Origin of the sequence: Paenibacillus sp. FJAT-27812, assembly GCF_001273905.1 — a bacterium.
Lineage (GTDB): Bacteria > Bacillota > Bacilli > Paenibacillales > Paenibacillaceae > Pristimantibacillus.
This window is the reverse complement of record NZ_LIGH01000001.1, coordinates 4951558-4974177: the sequence shown is the minus strand read 5'-3', so window position 1 is coordinate 4974177 and position 22620 is coordinate 4951558. Positions and strand designations below refer to the sequence as shown.

Annotated in this window: 19 protein-coding genes, 2 tRNA genes and 1 riboswitch; of the genes, 3 read left to right on the top strand and 18 right to left on the bottom strand. The window is 47.4% G+C overall.

What is annotated here, in order from left to right:
• The 14 genes from ADU23_RS20690 to ADU23_RS20625 all read right to left on the bottom strand — a co-directional run bounded on the left by ADU23_RS20690 (position 1) and on the right by ADU23_RS20625 (position 14020).
• Positions 1 to 1149 (bottom strand): cysteine desulfurase family protein, encoded by a 1149-nt coding sequence (locus tag ADU23_RS20690; protein WP_053375469.1) that lies wholly within the window; start codon positions 1147 to 1149, stop codon positions 1 to 3.
• A 93-nt stretch (positions 1150 to 1242) separates the two neighbouring features.
• Positions 1243 to 1917 carry a lytic transglycosylase domain-containing protein gene (locus ADU23_RS20685; protein WP_053375468.1) on the bottom strand — a complete coding sequence of 225 codons (675 nt, stop codon included), beginning with the start codon at positions 1915 to 1917 and terminating at the stop codon, positions 1243 to 1245.
• Positions 1918 to 1994: 77 nt separating this feature from the next.
• Positions 1995 to 2552, bottom strand: coding sequence for an HAD family hydrolase (locus tag ADU23_RS20680; RefSeq protein ID WP_053375467.1), 558 nt, complete (start codon positions 2550 to 2552; stop codon positions 1995 to 1997).
• Positions 2553 to 2735: a hypothetical protein gene (locus ADU23_RS20675; RefSeq protein ID WP_053375466.1), complete on the bottom strand. Its 183-nt coding sequence runs from the start codon at positions 2733 to 2735 to the stop codon at positions 2553 to 2555.
• Between the two features lie 120 nt (positions 2736 to 2855).
• Complete coding sequence (locus ADU23_RS20670) at positions 2856 to 3458, bottom strand: nitroreductase family protein (protein WP_053375465.1); 603 nt, start codon at positions 3456 to 3458, stop codon at positions 2856 to 2858.
• Positions 3459 to 3607: 149 nt separating this feature from the next.
• Entirely contained in the window at positions 3608 to 4318 is a 711-nt protein-coding gene (locus ADU23_RS20665; protein WP_053375464.1) for a YwaF family protein, read from the bottom strand.
• A 61-nt stretch (positions 4319 to 4379) separates the two neighbouring features.
• Positions 4380 to 5078 carry a response regulator transcription factor gene (locus tag ADU23_RS20660; protein WP_053375463.1) on the bottom strand — a complete coding sequence of 233 codons (699 nt, stop codon included), beginning with the start codon at positions 5076 to 5078 and terminating at the stop codon, positions 4380 to 4382.
• Positions 5071 to 6474, bottom strand: coding sequence for a sensor histidine kinase (locus ADU23_RS20655; RefSeq protein ID WP_053375462.1), 1404 nt, complete (start codon positions 6472 to 6474; stop codon positions 5071 to 5073). The genes ADU23_RS20660 and ADU23_RS20655 overlap by 8 nt, the downstream gene beginning before the upstream one ends.
• A 22-nt stretch (positions 6475 to 6496) precedes the next feature.
• Positions 6497 to 7225, bottom strand: a complete 729-nt coding sequence (locus ADU23_RS20650) for a DUF6081 family protein (RefSeq protein WP_053375461.1) — start codon at positions 7223 to 7225, stop codon at positions 6497 to 6499.
• Positions 7226 to 7254: 29 nt separating this feature from the next.
• A complete protein-coding gene (locus ADU23_RS20645) occupies positions 7255 to 8166 on the bottom strand; it encodes a prenyltransferase (protein ID WP_053375460.1) in 912 nt (303 codons plus the stop codon).
• 81 nt (positions 8167 to 8247) lie between these two features.
• Positions 8248 to 9291: a hypothetical protein gene (locus ADU23_RS20640; protein ID WP_053375459.1), complete on the bottom strand. Its 1044-nt coding sequence runs from the start codon at positions 9289 to 9291 to the stop codon at positions 8248 to 8250.
• The gene (locus ADU23_RS20635; RefSeq protein WP_063846069.1) at positions 9288 to 11069 is read right to left on the bottom strand and encodes an HSP90 family protein; all 1782 of its coding nucleotides are present in this window, start codon (positions 11067 to 11069) and stop codon (positions 9288 to 9290) included. Before ADU23_RS20635 ends, ADU23_RS20640 begins: the two co-directional genes overlap by 4 nt.
• A 175-nt stretch (positions 11070 to 11244) precedes the next feature.
• Positions 11245 to 13002 (bottom strand): methyl-accepting chemotaxis protein, encoded by a 1758-nt coding sequence (locus tag ADU23_RS20630; RefSeq protein WP_053375458.1) that lies wholly within the window; start codon positions 13000 to 13002, stop codon positions 11245 to 11247.
• A gap of 86 nt (positions 13003 to 13088) precedes the next feature.
• Positions 13089 to 13173, bottom strand: a riboswitch (cyclic di-GMP riboswitch).
• A gap of 76 nt (positions 13174 to 13249) precedes the next feature.
• The gene (locus ADU23_RS20625) at positions 13250 to 14020 is read right to left on the bottom strand and encodes a DUF1836 domain-containing protein (protein WP_053375457.1); all 771 of its coding nucleotides are present in this window, start codon (positions 14018 to 14020) and stop codon (positions 13250 to 13252) included.
• A 255-nt stretch (positions 14021 to 14275) separates the two neighbouring features.
• Here ADU23_RS20625 and ADU23_RS20620 point away from each other — a divergent pair, with 255 nt between their 5' ends.
• Positions 14276 to 15595 (top strand): hemolysin family protein, encoded by a 1320-nt coding sequence (locus ADU23_RS20620; protein ID WP_053375456.1) that lies wholly within the window; start codon positions 14276 to 14278, stop codon positions 15593 to 15595.
• A 96-nt stretch (positions 15596 to 15691) separates the two neighbouring features.
• Here ADU23_RS20620 and ADU23_RS20615 read toward each other — a convergent pair whose 3' ends face one another.
• A complete protein-coding gene (locus tag ADU23_RS20615) occupies positions 15692 to 16822 on the bottom strand; it encodes a glycerate kinase (RefSeq protein ID WP_053375455.1) in 1131 nt (376 codons plus the stop codon).
• 95 nt (positions 16823 to 16917) lie between these two features.
• Between ADU23_RS20615 and ADU23_RS20610 the strand changes: the two genes are divergently transcribed.
• Together ADU23_RS20610 and ADU23_RS20605 are read left to right on the top strand one after the other, a co-directional pair.
• Positions 16918 to 16993: transfer RNA gene (locus ADU23_RS20610), tRNA-Thr, on the top strand.
• Between the two features lie 11 nt (positions 16994 to 17004).
• A tRNA-Pro gene (locus ADU23_RS20605) sits at positions 17005 to 17081 on the top strand.
• Positions 17082 to 17164: 83 nt separating this feature from the next.
• Here ADU23_RS20605 and ADU23_RS20600 read toward each other — a convergent pair.
• From ADU23_RS20600 to ADU23_RS20590, 3 genes are all read right to left on the bottom strand, one after another.
• Positions 17165 to 18544 carry a M48 family metallopeptidase gene (locus ADU23_RS20600; RefSeq protein WP_053375454.1) on the bottom strand — a complete coding sequence of 460 codons (1380 nt, stop codon included), beginning with the start codon at positions 18542 to 18544 and terminating at the stop codon, positions 17165 to 17167.
• A 468-nt stretch (positions 18545 to 19012) separates the two neighbouring features.
• Complete coding sequence (locus ADU23_RS20595) at positions 19013 to 21769, bottom strand: glycoside hydrolase family 2 protein (RefSeq protein ID WP_053375453.1); 2757 nt, start codon at positions 21767 to 21769, stop codon at positions 19013 to 19015.
• 275 nt (positions 21770 to 22044) lie between these two features.
• Positions 22045 to 22599 (bottom strand): YfiT family bacillithiol transferase, encoded by a 555-nt coding sequence (locus ADU23_RS20590; RefSeq protein WP_053375452.1) that lies wholly within the window; start codon positions 22597 to 22599, stop codon positions 22045 to 22047.
• Between the last annotated feature and the right edge of the window lie 21 nt (positions 22600 to 22620).

The window sequence follows — 22620 nt, the reverse complement described above, 5'->3', positions numbered from 1 at the left end:
TTAAGTCAATCTCCTCTCAAGCGGCTTCAATTGCAAGACAACGGCGCGCAGCGCCTTGCCTAAGGCATCGATATCCCGCTCCTCATGTTCATCCCCAAAGCTGATCCGCACTCCTCCGGTTGCCTGCTCGCGGCTTGCTCCTATTGCCAGCAGCACGCGGCTAGGCTTGTCGTCCTTAGAGGAGCAAGCAGATTTGGTTGAAGCCATTATATCATGCTGCTCCAGCATATGAATGATAACCTCGGGCTTCATGCCGGGATAAGAAAAATGGACGATATGCGAAGCGGACGGCTCTCCGCCATTAAGCTTAAGCTCCGGCAGTTCGCCTATAAGCCGAATGAGCTTTTGCTTAAGCAGCTTCATTCGCTTCTCCCGCTGCTCCATCGATTCAAGCGACATGCGCAGCGCCTTAGGGGATGCAACGATGCCTGGCACATTTTGCGTGCCGGGGCGGCTGCCATACTCCTGCGAGCCTCCCGAAAGCATCGGTTGCAGCGTTAAGCCGTCGCGGACATAAAGAAAACCTACCCCTTTTGGTCCCCTAAGCTTATGAGCTGATCCGCTGAGCAGATCGATTCCCCAATCCTCGATATGAATCGGCTGCTTCCCGATGCTTTGCACCGCGTCGACGTGGAACAAGGTTTTCGGATAGCGCTTAAGCATACGTCCGATGGCTTCTATTGGCTGCATCGATCCGATTTCATTGTTGATGTGCATGACGCTGACCAGGATGGTCTCCTCCGTAAGAGCCTCTTCTACTTGCTCCAATCGTACATGGCCTGACTCGCTTACAGGCAAATAAGTGACGCGAAAGCCCTCTTGCTCTAGCTGGGCGAACGATTCGTACACGGAAGCATGCTCAATCTGGGTCGTAATAAGATGTTTGCCACGGCCCGCATACAGGCGAGCGGCGCCCTTTATCGCTAAATTGTTGGATTCGGTCCCGCCTGATGTAAATATCCATTTGCCTCTTTTCGTTTGCAGACGCTCCGCAAGGAGCGCCCTTGAGCGTTCGATTAATTTATCAGCATCGGTGCCGGCACGGTGAAGGGATGAAGGATTCGCATATTGCGACTTCATAACCTCCATCATCGTCTGCACGACATCATCATAAGGCGGCGTTGAAGCACAGTGATCAAAATATAACATCGCGGAATGATCTCCTTTCCAAAAAAGAAAAAGATCATCGATTGCTTCCGCCTGCGTGGCAGAAAACAAAATCGTGATCTTAATACTGCCGTTTTACTTGGCTTGAATCACTTTTGCAACATATCGCTGCGTCTCTTCCGGCAGCGCTTCAAGATTTTGTATGAGCTGCTCATTCGTTCGAATGCCTGTCCGGTCCACACGTCCAGGACCGGCGTTATAAGCTGCCAGGGCAACCTGCTCGTTCCCGTTATATTTTTTTAAGAGCATCGATAAATATTTAGTCCCGCCCTCAATGTTCTGCGCGGGATCAAATGAATTTGTGACGCCAAGCCCTCTTGCGGTACCGTCCATTAGCTGCATAAGGCCCTTTGCGCCTGCACCGGACTCTGCATCCGGACGAAAGCCGGACTCGGTCTGGATGACCGCTTGGATCAAGGCAGCATCTACGCCATACTTGGCGGAGGCTAGCTGGATCAGCTCGTCATATTCGCTTGGCGTGCGGTTAGTATCCCCAGAACCGATGTAAGAAACGTTCGGCAGGCCGTTCAGCGAAGAAAGCTGTGCAAGCGCATCTGCCGGAAGAATCGGAGCTGACGCGCCATTTTCAGATGAGATGTCTGACATATATTGATTTAATAACGTATCAAATAAGGAACCAGAGCCGTCGCCGGTCGTTGCTTGCAAGGGGTTTGATGCGGCTTGCAAATCCAGGCTCGGAGAAAGCTGAAGCTGCAGTAACGTTTTTATAATCCGAGGGTCAATACTCATGATTTCCTCCTAGCTGTACGATTTCAAGTATGTAGTCGTATTTACTCTAAGTATATCGGTTTTTATTGTACATGTTTTTAGAGCAAACAGCCAGTATCCCTATTATTTAACGCCATGACCAGCGGCATGACTTCGTTTAGGGCACGACATTCCATATATTTCACGTTGCTGTCCGCCGCATTTGGATGCTGCCTTCTTGGATTCAGCCATATAGGAAACCAACCCGCTTGCGAGGAAGGCGCAATATCGTTATGCCATGCATCTCCGACATACACCATTTGCTCTGGCAGAAAGGCTGCGCGCTGCTGAACATGATGAAAGACGTCGGGGTCAGGCTTCGCCATGCCGATTCCATCCGAAATATAGACAGCCTTCTCGTCTACCCAGTTTAAAAGCTCCAGCGCTTTTATTTTGTTCATTTGATGCTTGGTGGGACCGTTCGTAATTAAGCCGATATCCATGCCGCCATCTCTCAATTGCTCAAACAAAGCAGCAGCGCCGTCTCTGAGCGTTAGGCGCGTTTGCTCCAGCTCGTAATTCCGCTGCAGCTGCAAAGCAGTTTCATCCTTTACTTTTATGCTGAGCTCATTAAACGCCGCAACCGTCCGCTCTATCCGGAGCTGCTCCAGCGTCATTTACCCGCTTATATGTTTTTCCCACAGAAGATCGCTATGTCGCCTTATGCGCCTATATAGATCTTCTATAGGCAATTGTTCGTTGATATGGTGGATCAAATCCGTGCTTTGCACCGCCAGCTGAAACGGTTGGAGCTGGTCGTACAAGGTGTCGTCCAAGTCAAAATATACTGCTTTTATCAATTGCTCTCCCCTATCTCCACTCGCCATAGTTTCGTATGTAAATTATAATTCCAGCGCCAGCATTTAACCACCTCATATAAAAAAATGGCGACCCATAGGATCGCCATCTGTCATTCAAGCTTATTTAAATACTTTTACGCGCTCGTCGATCGGTTGGAAAGCTTTCTCGCCAGGTGCTGCCGTTGGTTTGCCGAAAGGCATTTGAGCAACAAGCTGCCATGAATCAGGCAAAGACCAAGTTGTCTTCACTTCTGTATCAATTAGTGGATTGTAGTGCTGCAGCGAAGCTCCAAAGCCTTCTTTCTCAAGCGCAGTCCACACAACCAGCTGATGCATACCCGAGGATTGCTGCGACCAGATCGGGAAGTTTTGCGCGTAAGAAGGGAAGCTTGCCATTAGGCCGTCAACCACGTTTTTATCTTCAAAAAATAAAACCGTGCCGTATCCGCTTTTGAAAGAACCCATTTTTTGCTCAGTCGCCTCGAATTGATCTGCCGGAACGATAGCGCGAAGCGTGTTCGTTGCAATATCCCAAAGCTTATCATGATTGTCGCCGAGCAATACAACTACTCGCGCGCTTTGTGAATTGAAGGAGGATGGCGTATGCTTAACCGCCTCTTGCACGATTTCTACAATTTTGTCGTCAGAGATAACTGCCTCTTTGCTAATACCGTAAAAAGTGCGTCTTGATTTGACTGCGTCCAAAAATGCTTCTGATGTCATTGTTTCTCCTGCCTCTCAAATGTCATGTGTCATAAAAATTAGCTGCACGAATCGAAAGCTATAATTAATTACTTAACTTTAGTAACTTTATTATATATCGTACAGGTTGTCAAGCCAGACCCGTTCATTATCCCCATCGCGGAAAGTAATTATGACCGGGCTGTCTGTCCCTCTCTTTTCAACCAACGGTCCAGAAGCCATATGACCGCATATAACAGCATGCATAAGGCAAAAACAATGGCCTCCAGCTGCAGCAAATACCATGGCCATGGCGCCAGCAAATCAAGCAAAGATGCGGTACCTGGCTTTTGCGCCAAAAACATAAAGTTAGTAGTGCCTGAGATCGTATTCGTAATGGCCGCAGGTATGGCAAGCACATGCAGCCAAATGATTGCACGCATTACGGATCGAAAAGTCGGCCGGTATCGCTCCACAGCAAGTATAAACAATGCAGCGCCAACGATTGCAATATGCGCGATAAAAAAATGAAAATAACGGAAGTGAGGAAAGGCTTCATCTAAGTTTGGGGTTAACAGTGCCTGAAGCGCGCCCATGCTCCCTAGAAAAAAAACGATGTCATTCAGCTTTTTTCTATTCGTCAACAGCAACACCGCGCTGACCAAAACCATTAGGCTGCATAGCTGAAAGGGCAAAGAGCCTACATCCCATTGATGCTCAAGCAAGTAGGATAGCTGTAGGGAAGCTTCGCAGACGATCAACAAGCTCGCCAGCCCATAACGCACGGTTCGATTCACGCCCGGATCCCTCATCTGTTTGCGAAAAACGATAATGCCTGCAAATAGGATCACAGCTGCGGCCAAACCGGCAAAGTGGGCAATCGAAAACATTTCAAACGCCATCCTTAACCCCTCCCTTCCCCTTCATTTTGAAAAAAATGACATAAAAAAAATAGTACCAACTTTATATGGTACTATCCTCGTCATTTTTCTTATGAAATAAGCCCATTTCTTTCGCTTTATTAGCCGCCTCTCGCGAACCGGTTAAATTCAGCTTTTTTAAAATATGATTAACGTGGTTTTTGACTGTGCGGATCGAAACGACAAGCTTGTCGGCAATCTGCGGCTGCGTATAGCCTTGATCGATCAAATCAAGCAATTGTAGCTCCGACGGCGTGATGAGATCGCCCAGCTTCTTAACCTCGAACTCGCGCTCGAGCAGCTTTAGCCTGCGAAATTCCTCACGCATCCGCTCCGCCACAGCAGCGTTGATCGGCGACTGGCTCCGGAAAGCCGACCTTACGGCTTCAGGCAAATTTTCAAAATCGGACTTGATTTGATAATCGATTGCTCCTGCCTGAAACGAACGGAAGATGAGCTCCTTCTCTTCCATAGAGGTAAGCATAATGACACGCGAGCCTGTGGCTGCGGCAGCCTCCTCGGCGAGCAGAACGCCTTCCGGACGGCCATCCAGCATAATGTCCATTAGCACAACGTCCGCTGGCGTCGGCTGCTGCTTGCCGGCAAGCAGCGCCTGCCTTACGTCTTCTGCTTTGCTCGACGTCCAGACTACTTCGATATCAGGCTCCTTGTTCAAATAGGCCACGAGGCCGCGAAGCCAGTCGGGATCATCCTCAACGATCCAAACCCGAATATTATCCATGGGCTTCACTCCTTTCCGCTTCCATTACTACTGTCTTTGCCGCTTGAACGCTTCGTTTAGGAAACGTCATATAGATGGATGTGCCTACACCTGGTTTACTTCGCATATCAAGCATTCCCTTATGCTTGCGCATCACATGATAGGCATAGGGAAGGCCAAGGCCAAAATTGGTGTCGCTTCCGCTTTTTGTCGTATAGAACGGTTCGAGCACCTTAGCCATTTCGCTTTTGACCATGCCGGGACCGGTATCACGCACTTCAATAACGAGCTCTCGCTTCGTCTCGCTGAGCTGGATATACAGCTCTCCCTTGTTCTTCATTGCCTCTAAAGCATTTGAAACGACATTGCCAAGCGCCTCGCCTACCTGAGCCGGATCGACGCGGCAGCTCCAGCCCTCGCTTAGCGAAGTATGCAGCTTAATATTGCCTAGGGCAGGCTCATACCCCTTTATCGTTTGCTCGACTAACACTGCCAAATCCGTTGTCTCGACGCGCAGCACTAAATCCTCCGTCCGACGATGAACGCGCTGCAGCATCTCCTGCATATGGCGGGAGGCATGAAGCACCGTTTCAATATCGGCAAGCAGCTCCTGCTGATTTGTTTCTAAGGCGTACGCTTTCATCTTCTCCGAGAACAGCCGCATTTTGCCGGCATCATTCTTAATCGCATGATTGAGAATGGCCGTTCCCGACGTGACCGCTCGAAGCGTAGAGTCATATCTCCTCCGGTCGATATTAACCCGCACACCCATAAAGCCGTATGTGAACAGCCCAATGACGAATACCGTTACCCCTAAACCAACAATCCACGTATTATAAACCCACATGCGCAGCATCCCGAAGCTTGGCAGCACGTAATTCATAACCATACAGAACATAACCGGAGGCAGAACCGCCGAGCAAATGATCCAATGCGTGCGCGAGAAGGACGCGTGCAGCTGCCGCTTGAGAAGTATTTGCACCGCGCCATAGAGAATATAGGGCACCGCCCACCAGACTACTATTTTGAAGGAGATCGGGTACAATTCTGTATAGAAAGGCGTGAACACTATACATAATAGGATCGGTATGAGCAGCAACAATGGCAACAGCTGCTGCAGCCGCTTCGTCATTCGAACCGGACGGTAAGCAACAGCAAACAGCGCGAAGGAATAAGGCAAACCGTAATAGGAAGCTAATGAAGAGACCGCTTGCAAACGGTAGAGGAGTTGCTGCGCTACCTCATTCATTCCCGCGTCCGCTGCAGCAGGAAGCCATTGCAGATCAAGGACAGCAGCAAGCGCCCCCGCCCCTCCGCTAAATGCTACGGCGCCTAACCAATGATTAATGGATGCTTGCCGATCTGACAGCCAAATAATGGCCGCAATAGCCCACAACGCAACAAGAACGAATAACATATCGCAGCTCCTTCACAACAGCTTACTCTTTTATTTCGATCGTAATGGGAGACCACTCGGCAATGACCGTCTGGCCGTGCACCGACACGCTGCCCTCCGGCGACAAATCCTTCTCCGTCATAATGCCGAGCGCAACCGTAAATTGATTGAATTTAACCGGCACATTATGCTCTCTGCGCACCTCGCGGCCATTCACATAAAAAACAACTTCGTCCCCAGCGCGATTATACGTAATCTTATACGTATTAAATTCTCTCGCCTCAAAATCCGTATCTTCCTTAAACACGCAAAAATAACGGGTTTTGTCCGTCTCCGGCACCTTCACCCCTGGAAAAGGCAGCACGGCATATACGCTTGCGTATTTGTCATTCCCTGCGAAGAAATCCAAAGCTCCGCCTGTAGAGAAATCAAGAAGGTTTAATGATACAAAGCCGTCATACAAATCGTTTGGCGCCGTATTTTGGGAACGTGCGCGGATTTGCAGCTCGAAGCTGATTTCGCCTGCCTCTGGAACGGCAACGGGCTCGGCTGAATAATACATATGTTTGGCATTATCGAGAATTTGAATTTGATCGTTCGAGCGGCTGAGCGGAGCGCGAACATACAGCATTCCGTTGCGGACGATAACGACTGCATTCGGCTCGCGGTATTGCCAGAAGGAGCCGTCTTGCAGCGGGAAACCGCCGATTTTCCATACTTCCCCTTCATTTAATATCGTATGAAAATCACCTAATATCACTTGCTTGTCCATCGTCATGACCTCTCTCTTGGTTGTTAATGTTATATGAGACCTTGGATTATTAAAGAAGCGATTAAAATAGCGCCGCAGCGAACGGTTGCTTGCAAGGAAGCTCCCATCAGCGGCAAGTAGGCAGGTGATTCGTTAGTGGAAGAGAGCCTTCCGTAAACGAGATAGAGCGGGATCGCCGTAGGCAGAGCAAGAAGGGCATAGATAGGAAGAGCATCCGCCATTACGCTCACCACAAGCGAGAAATAGGCAAGCGCAAGCAGTACCCTTGAAAATAACAGTGCACGCCGCTCGCCCCATACGACGACTAAAGTCCGCTTGCCGGCCTGCCTGTCAGCCTGCCAGTGCAAGAAATGATGATTGAACAAAATGAGCGTCGTAAGAAGCCCAATCGGAAGCGACAAGAGCAAGGCCCTGTAATCAAGATGCGACGTTTGCACAAAATAGGCGCCAACCACTGGCAGCACGCCAAAGGAAAGGAGGATAGCCACCTCGCTGTACCCCTTGCCGCGATAGCCGAACTGGATCGGAGGCGCTACGTAGAAATAAGCGATCAACGCCCCAAGTACGCCAAATACGAGCACGGGCCATCCGCTTAGCAAGCTGAGAATAACGCCACAGATCGCCGCAATGCCGAACAACCCCCATGTAACGGCGGCAAAGGTACGAATGCTCCAAGTCCCTTTGGTCAAATAACCGGAGTTTGTCGCAATCGCCCCTTTTGTCGATTGAGCGGCTGTATCCGTACCATTGTAATAATCCCACAGATCATTAATCATATTGGAGAACAAATGGGCCGTTCCCGCGCCAATTAGCGTAATGACAAATAATAATGGATTGAAAATGCCATCCCAAACATAAGCCCCAAGAGCGCCAAGCGCCACCGGAATAAGCATGACCGGAATGACCCTTACCCTTGCGGCTTTCATAAATTGCTTGAACATAAATGTGCCACTGCCTCTCTGATGACTTAAAATCGTTAGTTCAATTGAACCACTTCCATTTGCTTTCCGTCAACCGATGGGTTAACCGTTGCTCAACTTTTGGACTTGCTTCATTCTCTGTTTTAGCAGCTCCGTGCAATAATTATTTTCGTTTCTCCTATCAAAAGCATGCGCTAATGACTTAGCATCTTGCTCGATCATTTCATAAGTAATCTTGCTGCCCACGTTCAGCTTTCTGCGACGTTTTTGTCCATGCCATTTCATTAGAAAAGCTTGCGCCGAGCTCATATATAAGAAACGATCCCATCCTACTTTAGTTTCCACGGCATAAGCGAATGTTTGCTCGAACCACTTTGCCGCTTTATGGATGTCCGTAGCCGCATAGTAAGCGAGAAAGTTGCCGTATTCTTCTAAATAGCCTGGTCCCTTCAGCAATCGCGCACCTTTTTTCGCTATCTTCATCGCCTCTTCAGCTTGCCCGGTCTCAAGCAATGGGAGCAGAAGATGGCTGTACGTATTTTGCGGAATTGATTTGCAAGTCATTCGGCCATCCATTATGGGTCTCATCGCTTGCAACCCGCGTCGATATCTGCCAGCAGTGAAGTGATAATAACCAAAGCCGTTCTGTTCACAAGCGCTGCAATCTGACATGCCATCCCTTGCCGTTTTACGCCATAGGTCATAATTCAGTTGGGCAGCTTCCATATCGCCACGGGATAACGCATATCGATGAAGGGTTTGATAATAGGGACGCAAGCTGTGACCGTATTGTAGGCATTTTTCCTTGAAATCATCAATAACGGCTTGGATTTGGGCTGCGCCAAATTGCGGAAAACGCCATATCTGATTAACAAACCATTTATAATGCCAAATGATTGAGAAGCTGTAATACGTGGACGGCTCCTTCTCAAATTGCGTCAGGCACCATGCAAACGACACGAGAAATCTTTCTTGAAACCCGGAATCAAGCGCAGACGATGAATAGGACATGCGGGCATGGTAGGCATCCTCTGTGGACATATACAGATCAGCAATTCGAATGGCTTCCTCCAGCACCGCAAGCTTCTGCTTCCCTTCAGGCAAACTCCAAGCATCGCTTCGCAATTGATCAAATCGCTGCTTCATGACTTGCTCTCACCTGCCTGACTAAGTCCGATCTCAAGCACTTGCAGGAACGACTGGTTCATAAGCTTCAGCTCCTCCGGACCTAGTGGATAATTGCCAAGGAGCAAGGCTTGCGTGTACACGGTCTCAATGCATAACTTCTGCATGTCTTCATTTTGACTTATCATCGCCTTATAAATAAGCGGGTTGTTGAAGTTATAACAAAGTCTTGCCATTGGAAGCTCATGCATTTCATGAATGACGACATCAACAATGTCTGCAAATAAATCATTCGCCGCTTCCCTCGTCTGCTCAGCCATGCGCAAAAAATTCACTTCATCATTCGTGTTGTACAGCGCCGCTAAGTCAGCAGGCTGAAAGCGTTTTACTACGCTTCTGCATTGATACGGGGCCAGCAGTCGGTCCGACAGCTCCAAAAAAGAGCGAACGACTTCCAGCTCTCCAGCAGAAACATCTTGAAAATAATTAGAGAAATTGATCGGGTCGAGCACGGCTGCCTCGATGTTCTCATCAAGCTCGGAAAGCTTGCGCACCAGTTCAAAATCATGCACATAGCCGCCATTAATAACCATCACCTCTTGCGCTTTAGCTACCCTCGCGACTTGCCTGAACTCATCAAGTGTAGAGGAGACGATGATCTGTCGGGTTTGCGCTAAAATGTCTCTCATCTTCATCATGCCAAACGACGTCTCGAAGGATAAGGAACCAATAAACAGTCGGTAAAGCTCTTCGTCCTCGGCCGCCATCGCTTTAAGTGAGTTATAGTGGATTCGGACCATTTTTTCGAACACGTCCGAATTAGTCTCAGATAGCTCGATCAAATACCGCTTAATGCATTCGCCCAGCTCATCCTTTACCGTATAAAATAGCTCATTTTCCATAAAAGCTTCACGGGACGCCGTTGGCCTTAGCCCATTGGTATTGATGATGCAGGTAACAAAAAAAGCCCAATCCGGCAGCAAACTATTGATTTGGTCCGAGAGCAGCATTCGCTTCGCATAAACTTTATTCTTCTTCTCCGCTTGCAGGCTAACGGCATAAGGCAGAATATAGGCAACGCCCTCAAGCTCGCCAATGACCGATTTTAACGGGATAGCGTCCACAAAGTTCTGATTCATTTCATACTCGCCAAATTCAAGCGCTTCTTGTTTATTCATCAACCAAGGAGGGGTATCTTTATTAATCGTTATGTTGGCGTCCTGCTCGGATAATTCTATCGGAACAGGCAGAAACTCACCGTAATGTGTCATCAGCTCCGATAATCGATCCCATTCGTAGTAATCCTCATAACCTTCCTTACTCGTTAAAAACACAGTCGTTCCGATCGGCGCATCCTTCTCAAGCTTGCGAATGGAGTAGGTTCCGTCTGGCCGCCCTCTCCACTCCAGAGTATCCCCTTCAAGCGCAGAGCGGGTAATGACAACAATCTCTCCGCTGACAACGAAGCAGGAAAGCAATCCTACGCCAAACTGTCCGATGTAATCATCCGCTGCATCCAGCTCCTCACGCTTCGAGGTGCTTCCGATTTGGGCTAAAAAACGATGGATTTCCGATTCAGTTAAGCCAATTCCATTATCATGAACCGCAATCGTGCGTGAAGCATACAGCTCTATCGTAACGCGGGCGTCAAATCGATGGCCAAGCCGATTGCGCGCCGTTATGGCGTCAACGCCATTTTGCAGCAATTCCCTTACGAATACGCCGGGATTCGAATATAAATGTTTGGAAAGAAGTTCGATCATGCCTTGTAAATTAACTTGAAAATTCAAATTGCTCATCGTATCCCCCATAGAGGTTCTATTTTATTTGTTTAATTCCACCATTCAATTCGGCATTTCACTAGGTTATCCCTCTTTTACGTCACAAATTGGTGATTTATCCAAGAGCTTGAAATGACATAAAAAAACCGCCCAGCACAAGGCTGAACGGTCAAATGGAACAATAAATCCTTAATTATACTGTAAATACAGATGCTTTTTCTTTCAAATCCTGAGAAGAATGAGTCAGCTTCTCAGCAAGCGTGCGCAATTCATCGGAAATGTCATTTTGCTTAACGGAGAGCTCGCTCATATGCTCCATTTTCCCATTTACGTCCGAGGATGTAGTCAGCAGCTTATCAACCGCCGTTACAATGTGAGTGATGCCGGCCGTAATCTCGTTGATCGCAGTCGAGATTTCGCTCATTTGATCCGACAGCACGCTGCTCTGGGACTCCAGCGTTTGGAATGTGCCGCTCGCCGTTTCAGACGCTTGGCGCGTCGAATGGATGACATTAGAGAAGCTGCCGATCGTTTTGCTGCTGAGCGCCACATCGCTTTGGATGAGCGTTAATTCCTTCGTAATTTGTTTGGAGATAGAATCCGTCTGGCTGGACAGCTTCCGAATCTCCTCCGCGACAACTGCAAAACCTCTTCCGTGCTCGCCCGCTCTTGCGGATTCGATGGAGGCATTAAGTGAAAGCAGGTTAGTTTGCGTGTTCAGGTCCTGAATGCCATTCAAAAACTTAGATACATTGTTATAGCGGTCATTCATCGTCTCAAAAGCTTCCGTCAGCTTCGAGAATTGATCAACCGTCTCATTCACCATGACGACAACTCCCGCCATTTGCTTCGAACCGTCCTGAGAGGATATTTTCATTTGGCGCATATCGTTATTTATGTACTCGCTTGATGCCGCAATTTGCTGGGAGCTTGCCGAGATTTCCTCTGTTACAGCCGAAATAGAGGATGCGTCATCATATTGCGATAGCAATACTTCTCTGCCGAGATCGACTTGGCCCTTCACATCTTCAGATGCCTGACGGTTGCTTCCGATCATCGTATCCATATTGCGCGATACAAGAAGGACAGATTCACTCACCTGCAGCGTCGCTTTAATCGTTTCGCGCAGATTGTCGCCCATTTCGGCCAGAGCCTCATCGATTTGTCCGAATTCATCCGTCCGCACCAGCTTTTCATGACTCGTAAAATCATTGCTTGCATAGGCGCGAATGCGTCTCGTAATGCCAAGCAGTCCCGTTTTGATCGATTGCGTAACGCCGAAGATCATAATCGCGGGAAGCACTGCAAGCAAAATAACGTTGACCAGCACGATTATGTTTGCGCTTGATACGTCGCTATTTAAGTTGTTTTGGGTCGTTCCGGTATCGGCCGTCAGCCTCTCATTCATGATGTCGTTGGAGAAGCTTAAGATTACCGTATAGACGCTAATCAAGCTGCCGATCCGAAGCGATCTCTCTTCCGCAGACAGTCCGGAAACATCGGTATTCGTTTTCATCAAGTTGTCATACGCAAGGCGAATGACGCCGACTTGATTGGCATATTTCGCGCCGTTATCCGTTTTTGGCGGGTATTTTTTATCCATTTCGATAAGCTGTTTCTCTAAATCATCAATTTTCGGAGGCAACGATTGCAGATCCTTCATTATAGCCTCCAAATCGCTGTCGCCGTTTTCAATGACATCGACCAAAAGCAGCATCCCGTTCAGCAATTTGTTCGAAATGTTTTGATAATTGCGCTCCACCTTTGACAATTGCTCCGCATCCTTAACAGAGCTGCCAACTGAAAGATTTTGCACATAAATGAAAATGCCTGATCCTAAATTAAAAACGGTAATGATTGCGGAAATGATCAACAGCCTGCTTGTGATCTTTTTTGTGTTCAACCTCTTTGTTAATTTCCCGGCTCTCTCCAGCCATTTCTTGAAAATCATTTGTTTCTCTCTCCTCTGTTTTCTGAAAAAAACAAAAAAAAGCTATCCAGCCCCAGGAGGCGGACAGCTTTAATAGCTATTATCCTTCCGGCGGTCTGGCAGCCTTAGTGATAGCACCTTAGGCCCATAACTTTGCGTCCTTGCCTTTCGACAAGTTTGCCTTTTTCAGTTTATCTGTTGTTGTTATACCTATAACATAACAATTATAGGACATTATAGTGAACGTGTATATCCCTTTTGAACTAATTTATTCCGGATTTAGAAATAAAGTCGCATTGCAATATCGCCTTGACAGGGAATGAAAATAGGACGTTTGTATCGAAATGACTGCGACAAGCAATATATTCCGCACAGCTTCGCGCTGCTTCTCCGTTAAATTAGGCAATCTGCTTGCAAATTGGTTCGCCGATGAACGAATAACATGCTCGGTCAATGAATCCTGATGGGGATGTTCCTTCAAGTGGCCGGAAATATCAAGCAGCTGATCGTTGTTCGCGTCCAATTCCTCAAACATACTCGTATAGGATGCATATAATTCAATAGGTCCAACTAAGTCATCCTTTTGATCCTCAGGCTTCTTAAATACGATCTCAAACAGCTTGCGTATCGATTCAAAATCAAGATTTGACTTTAAATCATCAATAATAAACAATAACGCTGCTTGGTTTAGAGAATATTTTTTGCCCGCCTTCGGGCAGTCGAAATAAGGTTTGAAATCTCGCTTTACCCAGTTTTGCATGGAGGTAATCGACAGATTCGAATATTCGATCAGCTGGCCGAGAGCAGCAATTTCATGCAGCGAAAAGCCTTTGAGCTCATTGCCTTTAATTAGCTTCTCAATAATCGGCGGCAGCAGCGTGGATAGAAATGCGGGCAGCCCCGTTCCCTTTTCCAAATCATATTGATGCGTCTTCGTCCATGCGGCCTGCAGCACTTGCAGCGGCTTCAGATTATACTTTCCATCTAAAGCAAGCAGCAAGCAAGCCATCTCTTTTCGAGTAAGCGTAAAGGACTCCATATCGCTTCCTCCTCGCGCTTTCGTCATACATTTTGAATTTCAAGTTCATATGAACTCATCATATGCCGGAGAATGACACTTGTAAAGGCTCGAAAATCAATGAGAATAAGCTTTTCCATCTCGTAAAATCGCTCTAGAAGCGCATATAAGGCTGTTACCGTTGCAAATGGCGTTTGTCATAACCTGTAATCATTCGTTATAGTAGATCATAAGAATAACAAAAATATAAATATAAAAGGGTAGTGAGAAACGAAAATGGGTATAGGATTCAATTTATTCATGATTGCTCTTCTTATTTTATTAACTGCTTTTTTCGTCGCAACGGAGTTCGCCATCATTAGACTTCGCTCCAGTCGGATCGATCAGTTAGTGCTTGAGGGCCGGAAGAACGCGCTTGCCGTTCAACGGGTTACGAGTAATCTGGATGCCTACTTGTCAGCCTGCCAATTAGGTATTACTATCACAGCGCTCGGGCTTGGCTGGCTGGGAGAACCAACAGTTGAAAAAATGCTTTTACCCTTGTTTGAACGTTTTGCCTTAAATGATGACATCAGTCATATTCTATCCTTTTTAATCGCATTTCTTTCGGTAACATTCCTGCACGTCGTAGTCGGCGAGCTCGCTCCAAAAACATGGGCGATCCAAAAAGCGGAGTTCATTAGCTTTTTAACCGCAAAACCGATTATTTTGTTCCACAAGATCTTATATCCTTTCATTTGGCTGCTTAACGGCTCGGCTAACGGACTGGTTCGCTTGTTCGGCTTGAAGCCTGCCACGGAGCATGAAGAAGCGCATTCGGAAGAAGAAATTCAAATCATTCTTAATGAGAGCTACCAAAGCGGAAAGATTAACAATACAGAATACGGATATGTGAGCCGCATCTTTGCTTTTGACGAGCTGCTGGCTAAAGAAATTATGGTGCCGCGCACCGATATGATCTGCCTGTACACAAACAAATCGTTAGCTGATAACATGGAAATTATTCGCAAGGAACAATATACGCGTTTCCCGGTCGCTCTTGAGAGCAAAGATAACATCGTCGGCATGATCAATACGAAGCAGCTTTTCCTTGAATATGAAACAGACCGTGACCTGGATTTTAAGAGGCTCGTTCATCCGGTGCTTAGCGTCTCTGAGGTTACCCCGGTTAAAATGTTATTGAAACGGATGCAGTTGGAACGCGTTCATATCGCCATTCTCGTTGATGAATACGGCGGTACATCCGGTCTCATTACGATCGAAGATATTTTGGAAGAGATCGTTGGCGAAATTCGAGATGAATTCGATGCCGACGAGCGCAAGGAAATCGAACAGCTTGCAGACAACTGCTACCTGCTTGACGGTAAAGTATCGCTTAGCGAGTTGAGTGACTTAACCGGCATGAACTTCGAGGAAGAGGATGTCGATACGGTAGGCGGCTGGCTTTACAGCCAAGTAGCTGATCCGAAGCCGGGCAAGGAGCATTTTTTCGAAAATTATAAATTCATTATTCGTGAAACGAGCAAAAACCGGATTCGCAAGGTCGAAATGCTTATTCATCAAAACGAAGAGGCAGTCGAAGGCGAAACCGCTTAACCTAACAATCAACAAAAGAAGCAGCCCTTGCTACGCGCAAGGGCTGCTTTTTTATAATGATTTATGTACGTAAAAGGTTATAGCCATCCTTGCCGATTATTTGGTCCTAAGCAAGCTGAAAATATGGATCATCCTCTCTCGCATCCATTCATCCGCCTTAGCAATCGCTTCTTCAACGGTGCATGGGCCCGGAACAAGCGAGAAACACGCACGCAAGCCAAGCTTTGTTGTATAGGCCGCATCCGCTTCAATAGAACCGCATACCGCAATAACAGGGATATTCCGCAAGGCTGCTGCCTCACATACGGCCTCTATCGCTTTGCCGGACCCGGTCTGCCCGTCTAATCGGCCTTCGCCCGAAATTATCCAATCGGCATCACGTATTTGCTTATCAAAGGCGATGCTGTCCATCACTAAGCGAGCGCCTGCTTGCATAGAAGCATCAAAAAAAGCTAACAAGGCGGCTCCTGTTCCGCCTGCTGCGCCGCTGCCAGGTAAGCTTGCCACTATAGCTCCCGTCTGCTTGTGAATGATATCCGCGTAATGTACCAATGCTTGATCTAAATCTTTTACGACCTCGGGGCTAGCGCCTTTCTGCGGACCGTAAACAGCGGATGCGCCATTTTCACCGCATAAGGGGTTGCGTACATCGCTTGCTATAATAAACCTGCTCTCTTTTATGCCGCTATCCAAATCGGAATCATCCATGACCGCGAGCTTTGATAAGTGGATACCGCCTTGCTGCAGCTCATTCCCTTCCGCGTCGCTCAATCTCATCCCAAGCGCTTGCAGCATGCCGGCGCCGCCGTCATTGGTCGCACTGCCGCCTAAGCAAACGATAAACTGTCGATAGCCTGACAGCAGGGCATGCCGGATCAGCTCGCCAGTACCGTATGTCGATGTTATTCGCGGATCTCTCTCTTCACGCTGCAGCAAGGCAAGCCCCGACGCTTCCGCGATCTCGATCACTGCCGTATGCCCATCCCCCGTTATGCCATATCTGGCTTGAATGGTGCGGCCTAGCGGATCATGAACAGGCACGGTTACAAAGCTGCCTCCAGTAGCCTGAACGATAATTTCCATCGTGCCTTCGCCGCCATCAGCCATTGGAAGCTTAATGATTTCAGCGTCCGGAAATGCATGGCGGATGCCTTCTTCTATCGAAGCTGCGATTTGAACGGCGCTTCTGGAACCTTTGAAGGAATCGGGAGCAACGATAATTTTCATCTTAATCATCCTTATCAAAAAAAGTTTTAAAAAAACACTTGCAATCAGTACAAGTTATATGCAATAATACATCTTGTGTTTAACGAATACGACGTGCCGTTGTAGCTCAACTGGTAGAGCAACTGACTTGTAATCAGTAGGTTGGGGGTTCAAGTCCTCTCGACGGCACCATCTTTTTTTAGCGGGACGTAGCTCAGCTTGGTAGAGCACCTGGTTTGGGACCAGGGGGTCGCATGTTCAAATCGTGTCGTCCCGACCATCAAGCACACTCATATCGAAACGTTATACATAGAATAAAGAAGCTTGAGCAATCAAGCTTCTTTTTTTGTATTTTGCTGCTTTTTATATTTGATTGCCTTCGTGAAGCAGCAGCACGATATCGTCAAAACCATTTTCTAACGCATAATCCTCAGCCGTATAACCTGACTCATCATACTTCATCGGATTTGCCCCGGCCTTTAGCAATAGCTTTGCAGCTTCCAAGTCACCGCTTGATGCTGCTGTCATAAGTGGCGTCCACCCTGTGCTATCCTGCAAATCAGGAAAAGCCCCCTCTTCAAGCAACAGCGCAACCATTTCTAAACTGCCATTATACAAGGCAACCGTAAGCGCCGTTTCTTCATAGCTCGATTCTACCAAATTCAGATCAGCGCCCGCGTTTATTAATGCTTCACCGATCTCCGTTTCATTAAGCTGGGCGGCCCACATTAGCGCTGTCCAGCCCTCTTCGTCTGTTGTATCTGGATCGATTCCAGCAGCCAGCAACGCTTGAACTCGCTTCAGATCCGAATCTGCGGCTGCCCCAAGCAGTTCCTCAGCCGAAGGCGTCTCCCCAATTGTACTCGTAAAAAAGGTGTCAATCGATTTGGAGAAAGTAATCCCGATTGTAACGGCCCCCGCCACAACCAGCACAGCGATTAGAGCGATGAGTCCGCCAAAGCGCGAAGACCTAAAAACAATATCGCTTGAGAAGCCAGCATGCTGCTGGATGGCATGTATTCGTTTTGGCAACGGCGGATGAGTCGAAAGCTTCTCGGAAAGCCACACAAAAAAACCTTTTTCATAACTGCTCTGCTGTAAATATTCCTCGCGGTCGACTCTCTTGTAAAGGGTTTTGCCAATGGCCATAATCGTCAACCCATTCATGGCGGCCTCTGCATCATCGGTATAATAAGCCGCCATTCGGTCGCAAGTATATTCGCAAGCCCGGGAATAGGCTTCACCTATAAACGGAAACCATAATGCGGGAATGATGAGCAGTTGCTTCGTTAAATGATTGCGTTTGATATGCGCCAGCTCATGCGAAATGACAAATGCCAGCTCCTTTTCCCCGCCCGTTTGAAGAATTTCGAATAGATCTGAATACAGGACGACCATATTCCTTCCGAAGAAACGCGAGGCGAAGGCATTTAGTACGCCGCTTGATTCCATTACATAAATGTCAGGAACGGTAGCAAACCCCATCTTTATACATTGCTCTTGCGTAATTTCGAATACCTCCGGAAATTGCCGCGGCGTAATCCGCACACCATTCGTGCGAATGGTTGCGAGCATAATCGCCTGTGCGAAAAGCGGGAGCACGATCAGAATAGGAATAACAAAAATAAAAATGATCGATAGAAACAATGCTAAATAAACGACGATACTAAAAATAAGCGCATAAACATAATAGCGGTTCTCTTTCTTATGTATTAACTGCTGAGCCTGATCATAGGGATTCAATCGGTTGCACTCCTTTTTAATAAAAAGATCAACCACATTATACACGATTTCCCAGATTTAATGAATCATTTTGATTATTCATACAAAAAGACTCCTCTGCCTGATTGCCAAGGAGCCTATTGTATCGTTTATGTTAGGCATTCGTTCGTTCATCAGCGGATACTATGTATCTGATTCATCCCATTTTTTGGAATAAGCCTTTTTTGTGATCCATAACGTCAGCCAAGTGAGCAACACGACGATAATGCCCGCAAAAATCCAAACGCCAGCAGGAACTCCCATCTATATGTACCCCCCTTTCGTTTTCTTCCATTCCTTTATATCATAGTTCCGCTTTATTTTCATGTTAACCATGAACAAATTAGCGAATTTTCTATCTTCCGTTAGTTGTCTCCAGTAAAGCTGGCCATAACAGAAAGAGACAGCTCGCGCGAAGCTGTCTCTTCCTTTTACATGATAAAAAGCCGATTAACCTTTAATATGAACGATGATGTCGATCGGGTACCGTCCTGCATTGCGTCCATATAGCGCCAATCCGCCCTGCTCTGCTGCCAGTTGAAGCTTAAAGCTGCGGCTGGCGTTCAGCTTTGCAGTTACCGTGCTTGGCAAAATAACGTTGCACAGGTAGCCATAGGAGCCTGCTTCCTCCAGCTTGTTCGCTGCAGCTTGATAATGCCAGGACAGCACGCCGCGGCTGTCAGCCGGATTATCCGTGAGAAGAATCGACTCGATTAGCTCGCCGTCGATAAGTACGTCAAGCTTGGATTCATGCCGCTGCGTATCTGTCATGTAGTAAGTGTTCATATTGTACTCAGGGTCAGCCAGCGCGCCGTGCATGAAGGATATGTCCAGCTTTTGCAGTACGCTCTCCCCGAGATTGCGTTTCAGCAGACGCTTCGAGCTTGCTTCGAAAAACAGCTCGATATCGTAGATAACCGGTTGCTCGGATACGGACGGAAGCTGAACATCATAAGTAAAGTAGCCCGACTCTCCGCCATTTGCCTTCTGCTCCCCTAGCGCATTCCAGCTGTATGGCCACTCACTCTCTGAGAAGCTCGCTACCGGAACGCTAACGATTTTGCCATCGACATCATAATGCCCATTCGTTTTGCTGCTGCGAACATCAAAGGTTATAAAGTTTCGAGTAATCGTTGCGCCCTCCGGTGCAATGAGACGAACCGCAAGTACGGCAACCGCATCCTGTTTAGGCATTTGCGAGTATAAAGAGGCAAGCGGGCTAACGCCGTAGCCATTCCATTCGATGGCTTCGCTGCCCGAATCCAAAACGACTCGGATGCCTAGATTATCGTACCAAAGCTCCCATTCCAGCTGAAGCGACTGGCCATGATAACGATCCGCAAAGCTCGAACGGAGCAGTTCTATGTTCACAAAGGATCCTGCATCCAACGTCTGGCAAGGCGGAGCATCAATGACAATAAAGTCTGGCGAATGCAAATCGGCCACGCTCATGCCGGGCACAAACCATTCGTAACCAAAATGCTTATCCGTTCCGTCCAAACGGTAATAGCCGTTAAATTCATTGATAACGTCGCGGAATTCGGTAAATACGAAGCCGCACATTTTATCATGGCGACGGAATTCGTTCATCATATAGCGGTAATGCCATGCTAGATCACTGTCGCCTGCGCCGCCTTCGATTCCCCACACGTTGCCGCACTCGCTGTTCATTAGCGGCGCATCGCTTTGCGTGTTGCCGCCAATGTAGTTAAAGGTAGAGCCAGCGTACGTTTTCTCCACCACGTCGGTAACATGGCTGCGAAGCTCGTTATAACCATTGATATAAAAATGCCAAGTATTAATATCCGACTCTACATGATCGTAGTTGCATGGCGAGTTATCTTCCACAATGCGGGTCGGATCAGCCTGCTTAGCCCAGCGGTACATGCTTCGTACCCATTCCTGCGTTTGCGTCAAATAATTATTCGGCTGGGTAGTGTCTGTCGTAAGCGAAGCCGCCTCGCTCTCCGTCTTCAAGCCCCATGTCTCATTAAACATCACCCAAGAGAATATGGATGGATGATTATAATCGCGATCAATGATTTCACGCGCTTCGCTCTCGTAAGAGCTTCTTGCCTTCTCATCCGGATCTCCCCAGAAGCACGGCATATCTTCCATGACAAGGATGCCTAGCTTATCTGCCCAATACAGCTTGCGCGGCTCCTCAGGCTTAATATGGATGCGGACAAAGTTTAAGCCCAGCCGTTTCATGAGATAAATTTCATCCTGCATCTCTTGGTCAGTCGGATAAGTAAAATAACCCGTTGGATGGAATGATTGATCCAGTGTACCATTTAGGTAAATGGGTTTGCCGTTTAACGTGATCCACCGATAGCTGCGATCGCCTACAATCGCGGTTCCGATCTCGCGCACGCCGAAGTAAGTGCGGATGGCATCCGTCTGTCCGTCGCTAGTCAAGCTGACCTCCCCTTCATATAAATAAGGAGATTCGGGACTCCACAGCTTAGGGTCAGAAATAACGAAAGCGGTGTTGACCGTATTGCTGCCTTCCACCAGCTCCGCCTCGATTTGATGAGTCACAGCGCCTTCCGCAAATGAGAACGATAGCTGCGCTGCTCCGGAACTATGGGCAATGACGGTTGTGCTCGCTTCAACGGTTCCGTCTAATTTCGAATGAAACTTCGTTTCGCGAACATAGCTTTGAGGACGTGCCTCCAGCCATACCGGCTGCCATATTCCGCGAATTTCGCCATAGCCTTGCTTCCCGCGCGCTTGATAATTATGGTCAAAATCTTCGACTCGAACCGCGACCGAGTTGCTTGCCTCCAATGACCAAACCTCTGTTACGTCAAATTCAAAGCTGCCATAACCGCCTTCATGCGAACCGATCGAAATCCCGTTCACCCAAACGTCAGACTTATAATCGACAGCGCCAAAACGAAGAAATACTCTAGCGTTTGCTGTAGCCGGTGCCCATTCGATCTCCTTGTGATACCAGGCAATCCCTTTATCGTTGCTTCCGATACCTGATAGTGGGCTTGACCACGAGAACGGCACCGTTATTTCGGAGTGCAAGGACTGCCCCTTCGACTTTTGCCAATCCGCTTGTAGTCCCTTATTCTCATGATCAAACGAAAAGGACCAAGTTCCGTTCAAATTCAACCAATCAGCACGCTGCCAATCGGGACGTGGATATTCAGAACGGGGGATGCTGACCTGCTTATCGTTTACCGTATTTAAAGCCATTGTTATCACGCAGCCTCTCTTCATGTTATTTAATCATTTTGTTTTCTTTAAATTAACACAAAAGTTAATCATAAATCATAAAAACAATCATTTCGTAACAAGAATACGCCTTCATTAACTTATTTGTCAACAAATACTTTGAAAACCCCTTCAAATCAGCTCATTTCATAACTTTAAGGTTAATCACAAAGCCTCATTCATTCAATAAGCTTCAATTCCACTAAAAGAAAAAAAGAGCCCGCCTTAGCGAAGCTCTTTCTTAATCAAACACTGCCTCATCCATTCTTAAAAGCATGATATCCGTTATCCCAGCCCATTCGCTCCATTAATGAATCAATCTGAGCGGCATGATGGCGCCCATGCCAAGCGTATATTTGCGTTGCGGCAGCTAAATTCATTTTGCCATGCGTTGGACTTACAAAATTGCGCTGGAATTGATCAGGCGTAAGTTGCCGGAGCAAAATGACAAATCGCTGGTGAAGCGAATCGATCAGTATTAATGACGTGTCGATTGGCGTTTCATGATAGTCGTTTAGCTCAGCCCATAGTTTTTCGTTGTAGGTACCTGCGAGCGGAGCCTCTTCTGTTAAAGCTCTTTTAAAACGAATAAAAGCATTCATATCGTTATCAACCAGATGATGGACGACCTGCTTCACATTCCAGCCGCCAGGCCGATAGGGAGTTAGCAATTGCTCTTCATTTAGATTTTGCACCGTCAATCGAAGCCTTGCGGGAAAGCGGGCAATCTCCTGAATCCAGCTTCTGCGCTGCTCTTCGGTTGCATGCTCCTCCCGAATAAATTTGCCTATCGGATAAGACCACAGCTCCATACTTTCTCCTCCTAATTTTTA

Excerpts from the sequence above, each read along its gene's own strand:
- ADU23_RS20655 (WP_053375462.1), bottom strand. The coding sequence starts at position 6,474 with ATGTTATTCGTTCTTGTTGCGTTGTGGGCTATTGCGGCCATTATTTGG.
- ADU23_RS20635 (WP_063846069.1), bottom strand. The coding sequence starts at position 11,069 with ATGAGCAATTTGAATTTTCAAGTTAATTTACAAGGCATGATCGAACTT.
- ADU23_RS20660 (WP_053375463.1), bottom strand. The coding sequence starts at position 5,078 with ATGGATAATATTCGGGTTTGGATCGTTGAGGATGATCCCGACTGGCTT.
- ADU23_RS20650 (WP_053375461.1), bottom strand. The coding sequence starts at position 7,225 with ATGGACAAGCAAGTGATATTAGGTGATTTTCATACGATATTAAATGAA.
- ADU23_RS20630 (WP_053375458.1), bottom strand. The coding sequence starts at position 13,002 with ATGATTTTCAAGAAATGGCTGGAGAGAGCCGGGAAATTAACAAAGAGG.
- ADU23_RS20625 (WP_053375457.1), bottom strand. The coding sequence starts at position 14,020 with ATGGAGTCCTTTACGCTTACTCGAAAAGAGATGGCTTGCTTGCTGCTT.
- ADU23_RS20645 (WP_053375460.1), bottom strand. The coding sequence starts at position 8,166 with ATGTTCAAGCAATTTATGAAAGCCGCAAGGGTAAGGGTCATTCCGGTC.
- ADU23_RS20615 (WP_053375455.1), bottom strand. The coding sequence starts at position 16,822 with ATGAAAATTATCGTTGCTCCCGATTCCTTCAAAGGTTCCAGAAGCGCC.
- ADU23_RS20670 (WP_053375465.1), bottom strand. The coding sequence starts at position 3,458 with ATGACATCAGAAGCATTTTTGGACGCAGTCAAATCAAGACGCACTTTT.
- ADU23_RS20665 (WP_053375464.1), bottom strand. The coding sequence starts at position 4,318 with ATGGCGTTTGAAATGTTTTCGATTGCCCACTTTGCCGGTTTGGCCGCA.
- ADU23_RS20685 (WP_053375468.1), bottom strand. The coding sequence starts at position 1,917 with ATGAGTATTGACCCTCGGATTATAAAAACGTTACTGCAGCTTCAGCTT.
- ADU23_RS20620 (WP_053375456.1), top strand. The coding sequence starts at position 14,276 with ATGGGTATAGGATTCAATTTATTCATGATTGCTCTTCTTATTTTATTA.
- ADU23_RS20680 (WP_053375467.1), bottom strand. The coding sequence starts at position 2,552 with ATGACGCTGGAGCAGCTCCGGATAGAGCGGACGGTTGCGGCGTTTAAT.
- ADU23_RS20595 (WP_053375453.1), bottom strand. The coding sequence starts at position 21,769 with ATGGCTTTAAATACGGTAAACGATAAGCAGGTCAGCATCCCCCGTTCT.
- ADU23_RS20640 (WP_053375459.1), bottom strand. The coding sequence starts at position 9,291 with ATGAAGCAGCGATTTGATCAATTGCGAAGCGATGCTTGGAGTTTGCCT.
- ADU23_RS20590 (WP_053375452.1), bottom strand. The coding sequence starts at position 22,599 with ATGGAGCTGTGGTCTTATCCGATAGGCAAATTTATTCGGGAGGAGCAT.
- ADU23_RS20690 (WP_053375469.1), bottom strand. The coding sequence starts at position 1,149 with ATGTTATATTTTGATCACTGTGCTTCAACGCCGCCTTATGATGATGTC.